Annotated in this window: 14 protein-coding genes; all 14 read right to left on the bottom strand. The window is 50.2% G+C overall.

What is annotated here, in order from left to right; all coding sequences use genetic code 11:
• Positions 1-138: 138 nt before the first annotated feature.
• A complete protein-coding gene (locus B9Y93_RS12230; RefSeq protein ID WP_085494707.1) occupies positions 139-1,407 on the bottom strand; it encodes a GntP family permease in 1,269 nt (422 codons plus the stop codon).
• 377 nt (positions 1,408-1,784) lie between these two features.
• A complete protein-coding gene (locus B9Y93_RS12225; RefSeq protein ID WP_170936498.1) occupies positions 1,785-2,543 on the bottom strand; it encodes a thioesterase II family protein in 759 nt (252 codons plus the stop codon).
• Positions 2,544-2,606: 63 nt separating this feature from the next.
• Positions 2,607-3,758 (bottom strand): sugar diacid recognition domain-containing protein, encoded by a 1,152-nt coding sequence (locus B9Y93_RS12220; RefSeq protein WP_085494705.1) that lies wholly within the window; start codon positions 3,756-3,758, stop codon positions 2,607-2,609.
• A 253-nt stretch (positions 3,759-4,011) separates the two neighbouring features.
• Entirely contained in the window at positions 4,012-5,955 is a 1,944-nt protein-coding gene (locus B9Y93_RS12215) for a DUF4855 domain-containing protein (RefSeq protein ID WP_244903387.1), read from the bottom strand.
• A gap of 169 nt (positions 5,956-6,124) precedes the next feature.
• Positions 6,125-6,808: an N-acetylmannosamine-6-phosphate 2-epimerase gene (locus tag B9Y93_RS12210; protein ID WP_085494704.1), complete on the bottom strand. Its 684-nt coding sequence runs from the start codon at positions 6,806-6,808 to the stop codon at positions 6,125-6,127.
• Positions 6,809-6,849: 41 nt separating this feature from the next.
• Entirely contained in the window at positions 6,850-7,683 is an 834-nt protein-coding gene (locus B9Y93_RS12205) for a carbohydrate ABC transporter permease (protein WP_085494703.1), read from the bottom strand.
• Positions 7,683-8,612, bottom strand: coding sequence for a carbohydrate ABC transporter permease (locus B9Y93_RS12200; protein WP_085494702.1), 930 nt, complete (start codon positions 8,610-8,612; stop codon positions 7,683-7,685). Before B9Y93_RS12200 ends, B9Y93_RS12205 begins: the two co-directional genes overlap by 1 nt.
• Positions 8,613-8,679: 67 nt before the next feature.
• Positions 8,680-9,993, bottom strand: a complete 1,314-nt coding sequence (locus B9Y93_RS12195) for an ABC transporter substrate-binding protein (protein WP_244903386.1) — start codon at positions 9,991-9,993, stop codon at positions 8,680-8,682.
• A 378-nt stretch (positions 9,994-10,371) separates the two neighbouring features.
• Positions 10,372-11,316 (bottom strand): ROK family protein, encoded by a 945-nt coding sequence (locus tag B9Y93_RS12190; protein WP_085494701.1) that lies wholly within the window; start codon positions 11,314-11,316, stop codon positions 10,372-10,374.
• Positions 11,317-11,423: 107 nt separating this feature from the next.
• Positions 11,424-12,293 carry a MurR/RpiR family transcriptional regulator gene (locus B9Y93_RS12185; protein WP_085494700.1) on the bottom strand — a complete coding sequence of 290 codons (870 nt, stop codon included), beginning with the start codon at positions 12,291-12,293 and terminating at the stop codon, positions 11,424-11,426.
• 375 nt (positions 12,294-12,668) lie between these two features.
• Complete coding sequence (locus B9Y93_RS12180; RefSeq protein WP_085494699.1) at positions 12,669-13,133, bottom strand: SRPBCC family protein; 465 nt, start codon at positions 13,131-13,133, stop codon at positions 12,669-12,671.
• Positions 13,134-13,290: 157 nt separating this feature from the next.
• Positions 13,291-14,601 carry a D-arabinono-1,4-lactone oxidase gene (locus tag B9Y93_RS12175; protein WP_085494698.1) on the bottom strand — a complete coding sequence of 437 codons (1,311 nt, stop codon included), beginning with the start codon at positions 14,599-14,601 and terminating at the stop codon, positions 13,291-13,293.
• Entirely contained in the window at positions 14,589-15,785 is a 1,197-nt protein-coding gene (locus tag B9Y93_RS12170) for an amino acid deaminase/aldolase (RefSeq protein WP_085494697.1), read from the bottom strand. The genes B9Y93_RS12175 and B9Y93_RS12170 overlap by 13 nt, the downstream gene beginning before the upstream one ends.
• 230 nt (positions 15,786-16,015) lie before the next feature.
• Positions 16,016-17,284 (bottom strand): cytosine deaminase, encoded by a 1,269-nt coding sequence (locus tag B9Y93_RS12165; protein ID WP_085494696.1) that lies wholly within the window; start codon positions 17,282-17,284, stop codon positions 16,016-16,018.

Below are 17,284 nucleotides of genomic sequence, written 5' to 3'. Positions count from 1 at the left end.
TCTCCCCACTCCCTTAACCTCAATTTCTCCTGTCTCCCGCTTAGCTTTTCTCTATTGAAGAGCATCTGATCTGCCCATCTTGTATCCGTCTTGTATCCATCTTTATCTAAACCAAATCGAATCCATGATCGAGAACCATTACAAGAACCAGCCGAATACGCCAAATACCAAGGTCGATACAATGGCAAGCACCAAACCAACAGCTGTCTCATAAGGAATGAGACGAAGGCGCTCTTTCATCTGCATATTGACGCTGCCGCCTGTCGCGTGGAAGAAGCTGCCGTGCGGCATATGGTCAAATACCGTCGCCCCTGCATGAATCATAGCAGCCGCTCCAAGCGAAGCAACACCAAGCTCCATAATGGTCGTGCCGAATACGGAGCTCGCAACTGCCGTACCTGCTGTCGTAGAAGCCGTAGCCAAGGACATCAAGGCACCGCTAATCGGTGCAAGCAGATAAGCTGGCAATCCAGATGCCGTCAGCCCGTTAATTATGACATCTTTGAGCTGAGAGTTGGCAATAATGCCTGCTAGAGTTCCGGTACCAATCAGCATGACCGCTACACCCGTCATCTTGCCTAAACCAAAGACGGCAAACTGATTAAGCTGCTTGATCCGGCCCATCGCGATGGCTCCGACGATCCCGCCGACAGGCAGCGCAATGACAGGGTCAATGACAATGCCTGCAATCGGGCGAAGGGACAACAATACAATCGCAACGACAGGAGCCAGAATAGCGGCGAAGAAGCTTGGCAGCTGCTCATTCTCATCGGTTGTCACCTCGGACGCCTCCACCATGCTTCCCTTATGGGACAAGCGCTTAGCTATCAAATAAGTGACGATAAGGCCGAATACTGCTGGAATTATGCCTGCCGCCATAATGGACGTCAATGGCACGTGGAAGGCATCTGCTGCTGAGATAGCGTTCGGGTTCGGCGACATAATATTACCGGCCTTCCCGCCGCCAATCATAGCGAGCAGAATTGCCATCTTGGACAGATGAGCGCGCTGAGCAATCGCCAAAGCGATCGGCGCCACCGTAATGACCGCAACGTCGATGAATACACCAACCGCCGTGAGCACCATCGTTGCAAAGGCCAGCGCCAGCAATGCCCGCGTCTCGCCCACCTTTTGCACCAGCGTCTCGGCTATCTTTTTCGCACCGCCGGACTCAATTAATACCCCTGCCAGCACACCTGCCGCCAAGATCCGGAGCACCGCGGGAATCATGCCCTTGGCTCCATCCATCATAAGCGTAATCGTATCGACCATGCCGATACCGCCAACTAATCCCCCAACGAGGGCCCCAATCATCATCCCATATGCCGGAGGCACCTTTTTCAATATAAGAACAATGGCCACAACCAATGCTGCCAGTGCGCCTAAAACGCTTACAGTAACCGTCATGAGCGATTCCTCCCCAAGTTTTTTCTCTTGTATATTTCAAGCAACGATATTGTTGGATGAGCTCATACCTATACTTTAGCTTGGTTTTGTAAGCGTTTCATTAGGCAAATAAATGAATATTTCGGTTTTGTTTTCGTCATTTTTTGTGCAAATGAACAGTTCTTAAAATGACAACGGATGGCTGTTGCCAACAAAAAGATTGAAGTGAATGTTTCGAGTGGCATCATGCAGTTTACGGACGCGCAACTTCTCAAGAGAAAATGGCGCGCCGCCACGCTTCGCAGCTAAGATGTTAAGGATAAGAAATACGTGATCGAAGTGGTTATTATGCGAATGAATTTCTATGTTCAGATGGGGTTCAGTCTATACCTGATCTTCTACACCCGATGTAAGTGAAGCCGCTCTACAATCTGGTTCAGTTCCTGAAGAAAGGATTGTTCATCCTGCTGGAAAAAGAAATGATCGCCGGGATACATCTTCAGCTCATATGCTCCCTCTGTCCGCTTGGACCATGCCTCTAGCTCAGCTTCGCTCACTTCAGGGTCCTGTACTCCACCGAATGCCGTTATTCCCGTGTGAAGCACACGCTCATCGAAGCGATACGTATCACACATCTTCATATCTGCCCGAATAATAGGCACAAACAGCTCCATAAGCTCCTTGTTATGTAGAAGCTCCGGCGGGGTTCCGTTCAGATGCTTCAGCTCCTCCCTCAGCTCTAGATCTGAAAGGAGGTGACGCACCTTGGGCGAAGGCGGACGCTGTTCTCCGCGAAATGCCGAAACAATAAGATGCCTCAGCATGCCAGGCAGGCACTGCTCCAGCTTAAGCGCAAGCTCATAAGCAAGCATAGCTCCCATGCTGTGTCCAAATAAGATCAATGGCTTCTCTGCGAAATAGTGCTGGCAGTCTCTAAATAGAGCGTTAACCAGTTCATCGGCTTGATCATATAGCGACTCCTTAAACCTTCCTCCGCGACCAGGCAGCTGGATGGCCACCACCTCTACCTGACTTGGGAACGCGCGAAGCCACGGCCGATAGACGGCAGCACTTCCACCAGCATAAGGCAAACAGACGAGCCGCACCGAAGCTTCCGGATGCGGGCTCGGATTCACGATCCACGAAGAATGCTTCATCATTTTCTCCTCCTCCAATAGGCAATTCCTGTCCACGCGATTCTTCAACTAAGGGTTATCGGATCAGCGGGATTGATTCAACAAGTACAGCCAGCGAGCACTCATGAGCAGGAACAGCTCCTGATAATGCCTTGGGTCCTTGCCCGTTAGCTCTGTAATGCGCTGAAGACGATAGCGGAGCGTATTGCGATGGATCATAAGCTTCTCTGCAATGCGCCGCTGCTCGCCATTCTCCATATAATACACTTCCAAGGTTTGGCGAAGCTCTCCGCTGCGATCTTCCTCAACAAACAGCTCCCATCGCTGCATCAATTCCTCGGTCATCCAGCTGGGGTCCATTCGAGCCATAAAGGTCTCCATCGGCATATCCGAGGCATAGTAGACCGGCTCCTCAGGATATATCGCCCGACCGGCTCGCATCGCATCCTCCGCCGATTGAAAGGATGTCATCATGCCTTGGATGCCTGTGAAGGATTGGCCTACCGCAATGCGCATTGGGGAGATCTCCTTCGTATCCAGCCATCGTCTAATCTGATGGATGCCCTCGCAAATGTCAGAATGGGGCATGCGCTCATGCAGCTTCTCCTTAATAAGCACCACCTGCTGCGAGTTGCGAATGGCAATAAGCGAAATGGCAGGCCGTCCCTCCAGCAGATCGGCTACCCGCTTCAATGTCGTCATCGCCTCGTCCTCGCTGTGATCGACCAATTCCATGATGCAGGCCACATGGGGCAAATCGACCTTAAAGCCGATCTGCTGCGCCTGATGCCTCAAGCTCGCTGCTTGTGATTCATCACTGCTTACGACGGACAACAAGAAATTCTCCTTCATCCGCTTGTCCCATTGCGCCTGCTCCAGCAGCTTCATCTGCTCAAGATACATCTCGGCTGTCATCTTGACGAGTTCACCGTACTTCGTCACTTCCTTCGGGTCTCCCGTGATGCCAATAACGCCCACAACCTCATCTTGAAATTCAATGACGAGATTCGTGCCGGGAAGCACGCCCTGCAGCCTTGCCGCACTCTCTTCATCAATCTCAAAGCGTCCTCGGCGCTTAATGGCAAGCAGCGCCCCCTCATGAGATTGCCCCACGCGCTTCGGGTCCCCTGAACCGATAATGCGGCCATACTGGTCCATGACGTTCACGTTATATCCAATCACCTGCATCGTGCGGCGCACGATCTCCATTGCAATCTTCTTCGTTAAACCCTTCATGCCGGCCTCCCTCAAGCGGCAGTGCTTTAAGCGCTCTAATGTTTACTACTTATTATACACGGACAACTTGATCTTATCTTATGAAGAGATCTAATTGCAGCAATTGAAGCAAGTGATCTTATTCCAGCATTATTAGCAGCAACAGATCTGGAATCAGAGCTGTATGTGTCAAGGCATTGTTCCCCCATATAATAAGAGATTATAAAGACGAAACAAGCTATCCCTCGATGGAGAGATAGCTTGCAAAAAGTGACTATTGATGGTTGGACAGCCAGCATTGAGCCGTATTGAACAGCTGCTGGTAGGCTTTTCCCGAGATATGTCCACTCTTCTGCTTACTGTGAAGATGCTCGACAAAATCATTCATGTGCTCGACCGCCTGATTGGTCTGCTGCTTCTGCTCAGAGCGAATCACTGAATCGAGCTTCGCCGTTAGCGAGCGAGCCGCGCCATGATTCTTGAACTCGCCTGCGGCTTCGAATCGCTCCACACTTTGTTTGAGCGCAGCGGAGCTGCCGGAATTGAGCACATACGTCCCTTTCACAAACTGATAGAGCCAGTCATACAGAATTCGGGTATCAGGGTCCTGACTAAGAGCGGCTGTTCTCAGCACAGGTCCGCTGCCCTGATAATACGCCTTGAATGGGCTTCCCATATACCCGTACTTCACGCCGCCATCCAAATATTCAATATAGCGCTGGCGGAAGATGTCCGGTTCAGTCAGCAGTCGGCTGTCGAATTCGATTTCGACGCCCATATTGTAGCGTTTTGCTGTCTTCGCAGCATCCTCGATACGATCACCGCTCATCTCTTCGAAGAAATAATTCGGCTGGAAGGCGGCAGCGTCGATGCCGACATCCTGCCACATGTAGCTCTTATAGGCCAAGAAGTGAGGAATCCAGAACAGCTTCATGTTCTTTGCATGGACCATGCCGCTGACCGATTCCAGCATCTCAGGGCCGATGCTGCTTGTGCTCACCTGTTCAGACAGCCAATACAGGCCTGACAGCTCCAGATTGGAATAGGTCGCTTGCGCCCAGCGCGCTTCCACTTGATCAATCCACCAGCTAACTCCTTTCTTGCGGTTGATCATCGCCTGCTCCATGCCGACCTGACCGGCATTGAAGTTCTCAGACTGACCATCGCCGTCCACATCGCCAAAGTCCGTTAAGTATTCGCCCGGATCTGGAATCATCACGACCACCTTCACTTTATGATTCGGGTCGCCTAGCTTCTGGCCGACTTCTTTTGCCGCTTCATTCAATTGATGCATATCTCCCTGTGCAGCAAAGGTCTTATTCAGATACCAATTCCATTCCTGAACCGTAGCCGAGCCGTCAAAGGACTTACCATTGGGCGAAAAAAGGCCGAGATACAGCACACCGTCAAACATCCAATCGAGCGGCTCGCCTTGATTATCCACATAGCTGATATGAGGCATAATGGTCTCTTTCGTCCAATCTCCATCCCCGTTGCTGTAATGGCCGTTATACAGCAAAGTCAGATTGTTGATTCCCGCCGTATCCGCACCGGTCACTTGATAATCGTAAGGGGAAGGCGGGATAGTCTGTGCTCCAGCAAGCTTGCCGTCAGCCCCCATAATCTCTACTTCATCAATGAAGCTCCATGCACGGGTATGCATGGTAAACACCACCTTGACATAGCGGGCATAGGCTATCTCAGCTCCCGTCGAGCTGGCAGCAATGCCATCCTCACTCCCATCCCACGTATAATATTGGTCAACAGGCGGGCCATCCACCCACAGCTTTTCCGTTGCTTTATGTGAGAGCAGTGCCCAATGCTCCTTGTCATCTGACACATACATCGATACCGTCAAAGGAAATAAAATTGCGGAAGACGGCCAATCCTGAAGAAAATGCACCTTGATGCTTGCAATGGACTTGGATGCGCCAAGATCAAATTCAATCTCGCGCGCCTGCTTGCGAATATGTCCTACCCACGCCGGATCTAATACAAAGGTACTCCCAATTACACCGTCTGTAAGCTTGTTTCCTGGATCAGGATACGCGCTCTCCGGCGCCTCAGACCACGTATAAGTGGACTGGGGAGCAAGGTTATAGTAGTTAGTGGAACTTGCGGATGCAGATGCTCCTTCTGCCTTCACAGCAGGCAGGAGCGAGACCATTAATAGCGCAGCTAACACGAATGGTACCCATTTTTTCATCGACAACAACATCATATTCCTCCTTTATTCACTCCATTAAAAGCGACTCCTATCATCTTTTTCGTTCCATGAAAGATGGTAAGTCTCGGTTAACACCGGGTCAGAATGAAGGGCTCTCACCCCCTTTGCAAAAGGATTGTGACTTGCTGTATACCTGCATAGAAAAATAGGTAGTAAAGAATTAGAGCTTCACGGTATCCTGCATGGCCTTCCAATAATGCTCCGTCAGGAACTGCGGCCTTGTTATTGCGCTGCCTACCACGACAAATTGCGCCCCCGCCTCAAGCGCCTCAACCATATCCATAGATCTGCGGAATCTTCCTTCCGCAACAACGGGAATAGCGGTCTTCTGAGCAAGCTTGCGGACCAGCTCAATATCAGGCTCCACACACTGCGGGCTGTAAGGAGTATAGCCTGACAGCGTTGTTGAGATATACTGAACCCCAAGCTGAGCAGCATACAAGCCCTCTTCTACGGTAGAAATGTCTGCCATTACCGCAATATTGCGATGATGCAGAGCCTCTACGACCTCCTGCAGCGTCTTGCCATCTGGGCGCTCACGCCCCGTACCGTCAATGGCCACGATATCCGCCCCAGCTTCATAAGCCGCTATGGCGGTTTGCAGAGTCGGGGTAATGTAGACTGGACCATTTCCAATCTGCTGCTTCACAAGCCCAATCACAGGAATATCCACTTTTTGTTTTATCGCAGCGATATCCGCTGTCCCGTTGGCCCGTATGCCGATCGCTCCGCCGAGCTCAGCGGCTAAGGCCATTTCTGCCATATGGTCTGCTCCAAACAGCGGCTCGCCTTGATAGGCCTGACAAGAAACAACCAGCCCTCTCCTTGTAATCATCTGTCTCATCATGAATACTCCTATCTTCTTTCTTTTTGGCAATCAGAGTGTTATTTCATTCCTGTGATCGAAATCCCTTCAATAAATTTCTTCTGTACGAAGAAATACATCAGGATGATCGGTACAGTGAACAAAGTCGCAGCAGCCATCAAAGGTCCCCAAGCGACGCTGTTCTCACGAATAAACTGCTTCAGCCCGATCGACAGCGTCCAGCTATCCTGATTGTTCAAGTAAATGAGCGGTCCTTGGAAGTCGCTCCAAGCGTTCAAGAAGGTAAACAAGCCGATCGTTAGCAGTGCCGGCTTGGCGAGCGGCAGAACAATCTGAGAATAAATGCGGAATTCGGATGCTCCATCGATGCGCGCTGATTCAGTAAGCTCATAGGGAATGCCATTGAAAAACTGGCGAATCATAAATACGTTGTAGGCAATCCCTGTGCCAAACCATGCACTCAGCACGAGCGGCCAATAAGAATCCAGCATGCCTAGGTTGTTGAACATCACATAGAGTGGAATCATCGTAACCTGCATCGGCAGCATCAAGGTGCTGAGCATGAAGATGAACAAGACGTTACGGCCCTTGAAGTCAATTCTTGAGAAGCCATAAGCAACCAGTGGCGATATAACCACGACACCAGCTACACTGAGCAGGGCAATAATAACCGTGTTCATTGTGTATTGGACAAACGGAATCATGCTGACTGCATTCAAGTAGTTATCCCATATCAGCTCTGAAGGGAACCACTGCACGGGAATGACAAAGATCTCTTCCTCCGACTTGAATGTCGTTAACAGCAGCCAGGCAAATGGAGCCAGGAACATTAGTCCAAACAGGATCAGGATAAGGTGCGGGGCAATTCTTTTGCCTAAGGAGCGCTGGTCCATTATTTATCCCCCCCGTAGAACACCCATTTGCCAGAGCTGCGGAATACAACGAGTGTGAGAATCAACACAACGACGAACAGCAGCCATGCCATTGCTGAAGCATAGCCCATCTTCAAGAAGACAAATGCATTCTGGAACAGATAGATCGCGTAGAACAGAATGGAGTTGCTTGGACCGCCGATCGCCTGGCCGCTGGAATCAGCGAATACATACCCTTGCGAGAAATATTGAAAGGACCCAATCAGGCCCATTATGATCAGGAAAAAGGTCATTGGCGAGATGGCTGGCAGCGTAATATGCCAGAACTTGCGCCATCTGCTTGCACCATCAATGGAGGCAGCCTCATAATACATCTTCGGTACCTCCTGCAGCGCAGCCAAATACATAATCGTCGTCGTTCCGGTTCCCCAGAAGCCCATGAAGATCAGCGATGGCTTCGTCCAATTGGCGTCTAGAAGCCAATTCGGCTCAGGCAGCCCGATTGCGCCAAGCGCCTGGTTAATGAGGCCATACTGTGCATTGAGCAGCCACATCCACAGCAAGGAGCTGGCTACTGCCGGTACAAGCGTCGGTAAAAAGTATATGGTGCGGTAAATGGAAAGGCCCTTAACACTCTGATTAAGCAAGAGTGCAATACCGAGTGCATATATGAGCTGAGGAAAGAAGCCAAATATCGTAATGAAAATCGTATTATAAAGCGATTGATACATCTTGGCGTCCTTCGTCATCTCCATATAATTGGACAGCCCTACCCATTCTGGGGCATTGAACAAGTTATATTCCGTGAAGCTGTAATAGAGAGACATGATGATGGGGTACAGCTGAAATACGAGAAAGCCAAATATCCAAGGGCTGATAAACAAGAGTCCGATTAAGAGCCGCTTTCTCTCTCTACTCTTGATGCCTGTGTTCGCTTGTAATGAAGACAACCCTTCTCACCTCACAAGAGAGATACAAGCAGGGCAGGGAGTTCATTCCCTGCACCTGCTGTTCCTATTATTTATTTTTATCTGCAACCGGCTGCATCTTCTCTACCACGATATCCATCGCCTGCTGCGCGGACTGCTGGCCTTTCAATGCCTTTTCGGTCTCTTCATTCAAAGCCTGCAAATATTCGTTGATGTAGATGCTGTTTGGAAACCCTTTCAAATTCGGGCTCTTAGCACTTTCATAATAATCCCACAGCGGCTTCGTCTTCTCATTCTCCGTCAGCTTAGGATTATCAAGCGCCTTAAGCAGTACAGGAATAGAACCATATTCAATGCTGTAATCGATCTGTACATCTTCGCTTAAGAGATACTTCATCACTTCCCAAGCCTCGTCCTGATACTTCGCCTTGGCAGGAATGAACATCGCAATTGGGCTTACCATACCCGCATTCTTCAGCTCAGGCTGAGCCTCTGGATAAGGGAATGGGGCTACTCCAATCTCCTTGCCTTCTCCCCGATTATCTACATACCAGTTCTCCCAGCCGATCATCATCCCAAGCTTGCCGGTCAGAATCGGGTCCTGCGGGGTCTCCATTTTGCCCATGCCGGACTTGAACTTATCAATGCCTTCCTGACCAAATTCTTGATAGAATCTTGCTTGATACTCGATTGACTTCACGTTGGCTGGCTGATTGGCTGTAAGCTTGCCATTGCCATCATCCCAGGAGCCGTTGAAGATAATCGGCCAGAATACGTTATCAATCCACGGATAATCGGGAATAAAGCCCATTTGAGTAATATTGCCCTTGTCATCCTTAATGGTGAGCTTCTTCGCATAATCCATCATCTGCTCAAGCGTTTCTGGCGGAGCTGTTAAGCCTGCAGCTTCCAATGCCTGTTTGTTGTAGAACAATTTGTTCGCCATGCTCATGGAGATCGGGAAGCCATAGATGTCATCCTTCACCTTCATACGGTCAAGTGCCGCAGGGATAATCTGAGCGGTGTCAAATCCGTCCTTGTCAATAAACTCCTTCAGCGGCTTCACCGCCCCAGCAGCTGACCATGGTCCAATGTTGTTCCACTGCGTCAGTACAAGATCCGGCGGATTGCCTCCTGAAATCGCTGTCAATTGTTTTTGCGGATCTTGATTGCTAAGCACCTTCACGAAGATCTTATCCTGACTCTCGTTGTACTTCGCTATAGCAGCCTCTAACGGCTTGCTGGAGTCCCCTGCAAAGGAATTCCAAAATTGAATCTCGACCTTGCCGTCCTCTGTACCGCTTGAAGCCTTGCCCCCTGTCGAACATGCGCTTAATACTGTTGTGAGGATTACGGTAAGTATAAGCAATACTGGCAGCGCTCGTTTGTTGCTCTTGTTCAAATGACTCACCCTCCTGCATGATTGTTAATCTAAGCTATGATTTATTTTGGAGAATTAATCCTCCTAATAAAAATCTAATGGATAATTATTTCTTTGTCAATCCTTGGATAGCGTTATTTTGGAGAAAAACTCCATTATTTTCATTTCATTTGATCTCTTCACTATCAAAAAAGAAATCAAGCCCTGAGTTGATCTTTAGAAAAAAATTCTACGCTAACGGTCATTACGAGAAACAAGAAAGCACAACAAGACAGCACAAATAGGGCTGCATCACGCAGCCCTCCGTGCTTCATCTTGTTGCTCACCTGTTGCTTCCCTATTGCTCTCTTGGTTGCTCCTCCCATTCCTTCTCTTGTGCGCTTTGAGGTTTACAATTGATTATTTCCAAGATGGATGATGCCACACCTGTGCCGCGGCTCCAATGACACCCGCATCAGGCCCCAGCAGCGCAGGCACAATCCGGCATGCAGCTCGCATAACAGGAGAGGTGCGTGCTGTAACCTCCTGATCGAGCGCCTCGAAGAAGCGCTCCCCTGCTTGGGATACACTGCCGCCGATCAATATCCCTTCAGGATTGAAGCTGTGAATATAGCCTGCGATAGCCGTGCCCAATGCTTGGATGACAAGCTCCATCACCTGGGTGGCGGCCGCATCGCCTTGAAGCCAAGCCGCAATAATCGCCTTGGCATTAGGCTCCCAAGCGATAGGAGCCGCTGCCTGCTGAATCACTTCACGCCCGATTCTCGCGATGCCTGTCCCGGAGGCATACTGCTCAATGCAGCCTTGATTGCCGCAATCACATGCCGGGCCATTCATGTCCACCGAGACATGTCCAAGCTCCCCTGCACCGCCGAATACTCCTCGCTCAAGCTGTCCCGCCGCCATAACCGCGCCGCCTATGCCTGTCCCGAGCGCCAGGCACACAAAGTGCTCCATCTGCTGCGCAGCGCCATACCGCTTCTCCGCTATCGCAATGACATTCACGTCATTATCGACGGTTACAGGGTAAGGGAAGCGCTCAGCTATCCGCTCTTTAATTGGCGTTCCGCTCCAACCCGGAAGCGTCTCGCCCGCATACCATACCGAGCCATCGGAATAACGGATCTGCCCCGCGCTGCCAATGCCGATCCCTTCGATATGCTCTGATTGTCCAATTGCGGCGATCATGCGGTCTATCCCCGCTTCCACCTTCTCCAGAAGCTGTTCTGGCCCCTTGTCTGCCTCCGTAGGAACCAAATGCCGCTTCACAATGCTCCCCTGTCTATTAATTATCGCAAACTGCACTTTCGTTCCGCCTATATCCACACCAATCGCATAGGTCATGAATGACTGCTCTCCCTTCAGCTAGGTCCTGCGATTCCGCTATACGCTGTGCTTGGCTGTCCTGAAGCGCAGCGGTTCCTTCCCCAGCGGGTGTCCCCGCGCGTGTCTTAATACAGCTTGTCAGCTACGGAGATCGCTGTCGCATTAAGCGCTAGATCGGCATCCGCCTTCTTCATCGATAAGATGGTTGTCAGCATGTTCAGCATGTACGTCTGAATAAACTTCGTGGACAAAGCTCCACCCTCTGTCGGCCTTTCGCGCGCAGATACTAACAGCACCGTATCTGCATAAGAAGCAATTGGAGATCGCAGATGTCCCGTGAGACAGATCACTTGCGCACCGTTCTTCTTTGCTTCCTTCACCGGATCGACAATATCGCGCGTGCTGCCAGAAGTAGAGATCGCAAACACCAGATCCCCTTCCTTCAGCAGAGATGCCGTCATTGCAATAATATGCGAATCCCGATGGGCCTCAACATTCATGCCAAGCCGCATGAGCTGATAATGAAGATCAAGCGCCGTTATTCCGGATGAGCCGACACCATAAATAATGATTTTTCTAGCCGCAAGCAGTTGATCCACGGCCTTGCTTAGATGCTCCACATTGACGAGATCAAGCGTATTCTTAAGCAGAATCTCATGCTGCAGCGTCAGCTTGCGCGCCACGGTATACATATCATCTTCTTCGTGAATCTCAGTGCTCATCACAGACGGCGGCCGATCAACCAGATCCTGCGCTACAGACAGCTTGAATTCGTGGAAGCCCCTAAAGCCAAGCTTTCGACAGAAGCGGATGACCGAAGTCTCTCCGACGCCTGCCTTCTCCGCGAGATCCGTCACCGTAGCCAGCACCGTATCTTCAGGGTTCTCTTTCACATAGTCGGCAACTTTCTTCTCCGTCTTGGTTAAAGACGTATATATGCTAGATATCATCAATAGCGAATTTGATGATTGGAGCTTCGATCCAACTCTTGCCATTCTCATCCCTCATTTCTACACGATACAATAGGCAAAATGCTTGCTTTATTTTGGAGAATTACACCTTCATTATAAAACGTTAGAGAGTTTTTTTTCAACAAATATTGTTATAGGTAATGAGATTGGACAGATTCACGGCGCAAAAATTGTCTGTTCGAGCAGAAAAAAGAGGGAGAGGCCGCAAAGAAGAAGGCTGAACACTAGGATGGAACACATGGAACAGCCCTGGCGATTGGACACAAGGCTGCTCACACTTTCTATTTCTAAGTGCTAGAGGGGTACAGTACCACTTTGAACTTTTATGCGCTGATGCGCTATTAAAGCCTTAAGTACTTTTTCGAATGGCTTCGACTTCATTAACGTTTGCAGGATCCATTATACAGCTTGAAGTTCATCCTTCAGCGCTTCTTGTCTAACCCGATTCATAAAGTCGTCCACCACTTGCTGATTCCTCTTCGAACTACCTAGCTTCATCATTAGCTTTCCAATGAAGTTCAGCCCTTCATTAGTCCCTCCGTACTCAAATCGAGTTAGCCGTTCATCCAACTTATATAGTGTAAAAACGGCGTGAATCCTAAACATTTTTGCCAACTCGAACTCAATTTTCAGGTGCTTCTTCTCGTTCGTATCCTCATGCTCCAACACTTCTACAATGTAGGTTTCGATCCGCTTTCCTTCCTGATATTTTTGTTGAACTCTCGTGCCAACGCCTCCTGCCTTCTCTTCAATGAGCTTATTCTCAACTACTTGAGGCATGATGCGCTGCTGTTGATCCCATCCAAATAATCGCCATATTGTCTCAATATTAGCCTCTATGTCTAGACTCTCCTGCCACTTCACAGCCTTAATCAACTCCTACTTGTCATTCGTCATCCATTTTTCATGGTAGCCATCGTTGTACTCTCTTAAACACTTTCGATTGCGATATTCCCGTACCTCTCTAGTATAGACAAGAACTGATTCTTCTCAGCCTGCTTGTGCAGCAACCCCTGCTTCGTTACGGGAGTAAACGTGCCATATATTCATTGTCAAAAATACGGTCCGGGTCAAGCATCCTCCTCACCTCTTGAAAAGCATCCCACTTCGGATAACGTGACGTCAGCGCCTCTCCTTGAAGCGTGTGCATCTTACCCCAATGCGGCCTTCCTTCATATCGAAGGGAAATGGCCTCCATCGCAGCAAAGTACTCCTTGTAGGGCATCCCGCGATACATATGCACCGCGATATAGGCCGAATCGCGTCCATACGCAGGGCTAAGCCAAATATCATCCGCTTTCGCATAGCGGCATTCCACAGGAAAATGCACATGATAGCGCTCCTTCTGCAAGGCCCCTCTCATCTCGTCAATAACATCTGCCATGGCCTCAGCCGGCACATTGTACTCCATCTCATGGAAGCGAACGAGCCGCTTCGTGGCGAATAAGCGATGGCTGTACTCAACCTTCTGCCCTACGGGCACCTGTGAAGCCGATAGGCGGCTAATGGCTCGACTTGTGCGCGGAAGCCATTGGCACGTCTTGGACAACAGTCCAAAGAAGGCGTTCTCCATAATCACTTCACCAAAGTAATCCTTCACTTTTCGACTCGTCGGCGCTTTATCGGTCATATTCATAATCTTGATCTGGCAGGGCTCCGCATAGGGGAACCAGAAAAATTCAAAGTGGCGATTCTCCTCTGCCATGCGCGGCAGCGCCGGCAAACAATCCGCAAGCGGCAGCCGACGGCTCTCGTACTCCAGCTTATACGCCTCGTTGAGCCGGAGCGTTACCTGCACAATAACCCCAAGCAGGCCTAGAGAAATCTGCATAGCCTTGAACCATTCTGGATGGGACTCCGCCGTACAGTCCACGACCTCTCCTCTTCCCGTCACGACCGTGAGTCCGATGACCTGAGTGGAAATATTGCCAAAGCTTACACCCGTTCCATGCGTGCCCGTACTGATCGCCCCTGCGATGGACTGTACATCGATATCCCCCAGATTCTCCTGTCCCAAGCCATGAGAGAATAAGGCCTCGCCGAGCGCTCTAAGCTTCGTTCCCGCCCATACCGTAGCTGTCCTGGCCACTTTATCCACTCTTACGATACCCTGCAGCCCGTCAAGCGACATCAGCATATCATCTGATGCCGCGATCGCGGTGAAGGAATGTCCTGATCCGACCACTCTAAGCTTCCGTCCTTCTCGTCTGCAGAACTGAACGACAGCAGCAACGTCCTCTATTGAGCTTGGAGCGACAAACTGCTTCGGCAGTGCTTTCACCGATCCTGACCAATTGGACCATGTCTTTGCTTGCTTGTTCATAAAAAACATTCCCCCATTCCGCGATAGGTTGCATATTGATCGACAATGCGTCCGTTAGAGACAGCATACAAGAAAGGAAAGCGCTCACATAATTCCCCAGCCTTAGCGTGGCGAAAAAACACGGTGTCTCCAACCACCAGCTTGGTATTTCCCGTATATCGAAGCGGTGTCTGTACTTCTCCAGCCCCTTCTAAAGGGAGAAGCTTAAGCCCTTCAGGAAGGTAAGGCTTCGGCAGCCTATCCGAACCGCCAGCTCCTGACGCAGGATATCCTCCTCCCAGACAGGTGATGATATCTGGCTGAGGCTGCCTTACAATCTCAATGCCATAGGCTGCAGCAGGCTGATACCGAAAGGAAGCATAATGATCAAACAGACCAGGCGAGTAAAAGCCCGATCCCACCGTAACCTCGGTTACCCAAGGCTCTTTGCAGGAGCTGTCCAAGCTGCCCGTTCCCCCTGCATTGACGATCCGAGGCAGGGCATGAAGCTTTCTCAGATGTTCAATAATCTCCTCTCTTCTTCTTGCCGCTTCCTGAATGGAGCGTTTTTTTAAGCGGCGAATCAATTGATTCTTAGCCCATGTCATTATGGAGCCCTCGGCACGATCACCTACCCCCGCTACTTGAGCCTCATAGCCCATCATGCCATCCAACCGAAGCCATGAAGAGGCCTGAATGCGCTGCACAACCGGCTCTGCCGCATGCCATGAGCTTATCGGGGAACGCCATACTCCGAATCGCAGTCCCGGATACTGCACTGACATATCAATATCGATGCACACGGGTATCGGTCGCTTGCATCCTTCAGCAAGCCGTTCCAGATGCTCGATATGCCCGATGCTGTCCACCATCAGGGTAATGCTCTTCCCTGCTTCGATCAGCTCAAGCACAGCCTTGAGACCTTGAGGCTGCCACTGCGGATAGCCTAGCAGGAGATCATCAAAGCCCTGCCCAGCCAAGAATGCCGCCTCCTCTGCAGTGAAGCACATGATGCCCTGATAGGCTGAATCACTGTTCAGCAGTCGCCGCAGGATCTCGACACAGCGTATGGACTTGCTCGCTATGCGGATATTCTTCCCTTGAGCCATGCTGGCAATGGCTCTTGCATTGTCATCTAAGAGGTCTAGATCGACAAAGGCAAACGGCTTCGGCACATGCTCAAAGACCGATTGATAGTACGCATATGTTCGCAATTACGCTCCCCCTCAGCACCTTTTCATTCCATGTTATTCCATTACTATTCACGGCATACAGCCTACTTTCCTGCACGAGTGCTAGGTCGAGCCCAACGGAGGTTGTGTGGAATATCGATCCTGCTTATAAGAAAACTTCTCAAGCGAACCCACAAAAAAATCGTCCCCCTGACCTGCCTAATCCGACAGGACAAGAAGACGATTATCTTCGTGTTCCAAGAAGCTAATGTTTATTTTTGAAACGTAACGGGCGCTTTCTCTCCATTCATCATCACGCATGACTCGCTTGGCTTTGTCTCGGCAATGACCTTGCCATGACGGAAGGAGTAGCGTACCGCCGCTTGCTTGCGAATCGCTTCATACTCATTTTCCGCGTTCAATACGATGAAGTTCGCCGGCTTGCCCGCTTCTATGCCGTATTTGTCTTCGATCTGAAGCGTCGTTGCACTGTTCTTCGTAATCAGGTCGATACTATTCACGATCTGATCATAGCCCATCAACTGCGAAGCATGGATGCCCATATGAAGCACCTGCAGCATATTGCCTGTGCCAAGCGGGTACCATGGATCGAAGATATCATCATGGCCGAAGCATACATTCAAGCCTGCTTCTTGCAGCTCCTTCACACGCGTCAAGCCTCTACGCTTCGGATACGTATCAAAGCGGCCTTGCAAATGAATATTGACCAGCGGGTTGGACACGAAGTTAATGCCCGACATCTTCAATAGACGGAACAGCTTGTACGCATAGGCGTCATTATAGGACCCCATCGCGGTTGTGTGGCTCGCGGTCGTCCGCGCGCCAATTCCGCGCTCATAGGCTTCCTTCGCAACCACTTCTACGAATCTGGACTGTTCATCATCAATCTCATCGCAGTGGATGTCGACGAGACGATCATATTTTTCCGCCAGGTCGAAGACGACCTTCATGGATTCAACGCCATATTCGCGCGTGAACTCAAAGTGCGGGATGCCGCCAACCACGTCTGCTCCCATCTTCATCGCCTCTTCAAGAAGCTCTATTCCATTCGGATAGGAGAGTATCCCTTCTTGAGGGAACGCGACCAGCTGAAGATCCACATAAGGCGCTATCTCTTCCTTCACCTCAAGCATCGCCTTCAATGCAGTGAGAGTGGGGTCCGTTACATCGACATGGGTTCTTACATGCTGAATGCCTTGGGCAATCTGCCAGGTCAGCGCAGTCTTCGCTCTTGTCTTCACATCTTCAATGGACAGCGTTTCCTTGCGCTGGGACCAGCGCTGAATGCCCTCAAACAGCGTTCCGCTCTTGTTCCATTCCGGTTCGCCTGCTGTCAAGGTTGTATCCAGATGAATATGCGGTTCAATAAACGGCGCCAGCACCAAGCAGCCATTCACATCCACGATCTCATGCCCTTCAGTATGGATCGGCTGATCCGTTATCGTCTTGAATACGCCATCCGCCACTTCAATATTCCATAGGCCTTCGCGGCCTCTAAGCTTCGCTTGTTGAATAATCAC

Source organism: Paenibacillus aquistagni, from assembly GCF_900177815.1.
GTDB lineage: Bacteria > Bacillota > Bacilli > Paenibacillales > Paenibacillaceae > Paenibacillus_B > Paenibacillus_B aquistagni.
The sequence above is the reverse complement of the archived record's forward strand: the minus strand, read 5'-3'. Positions and strand labels throughout refer to the sequence as shown.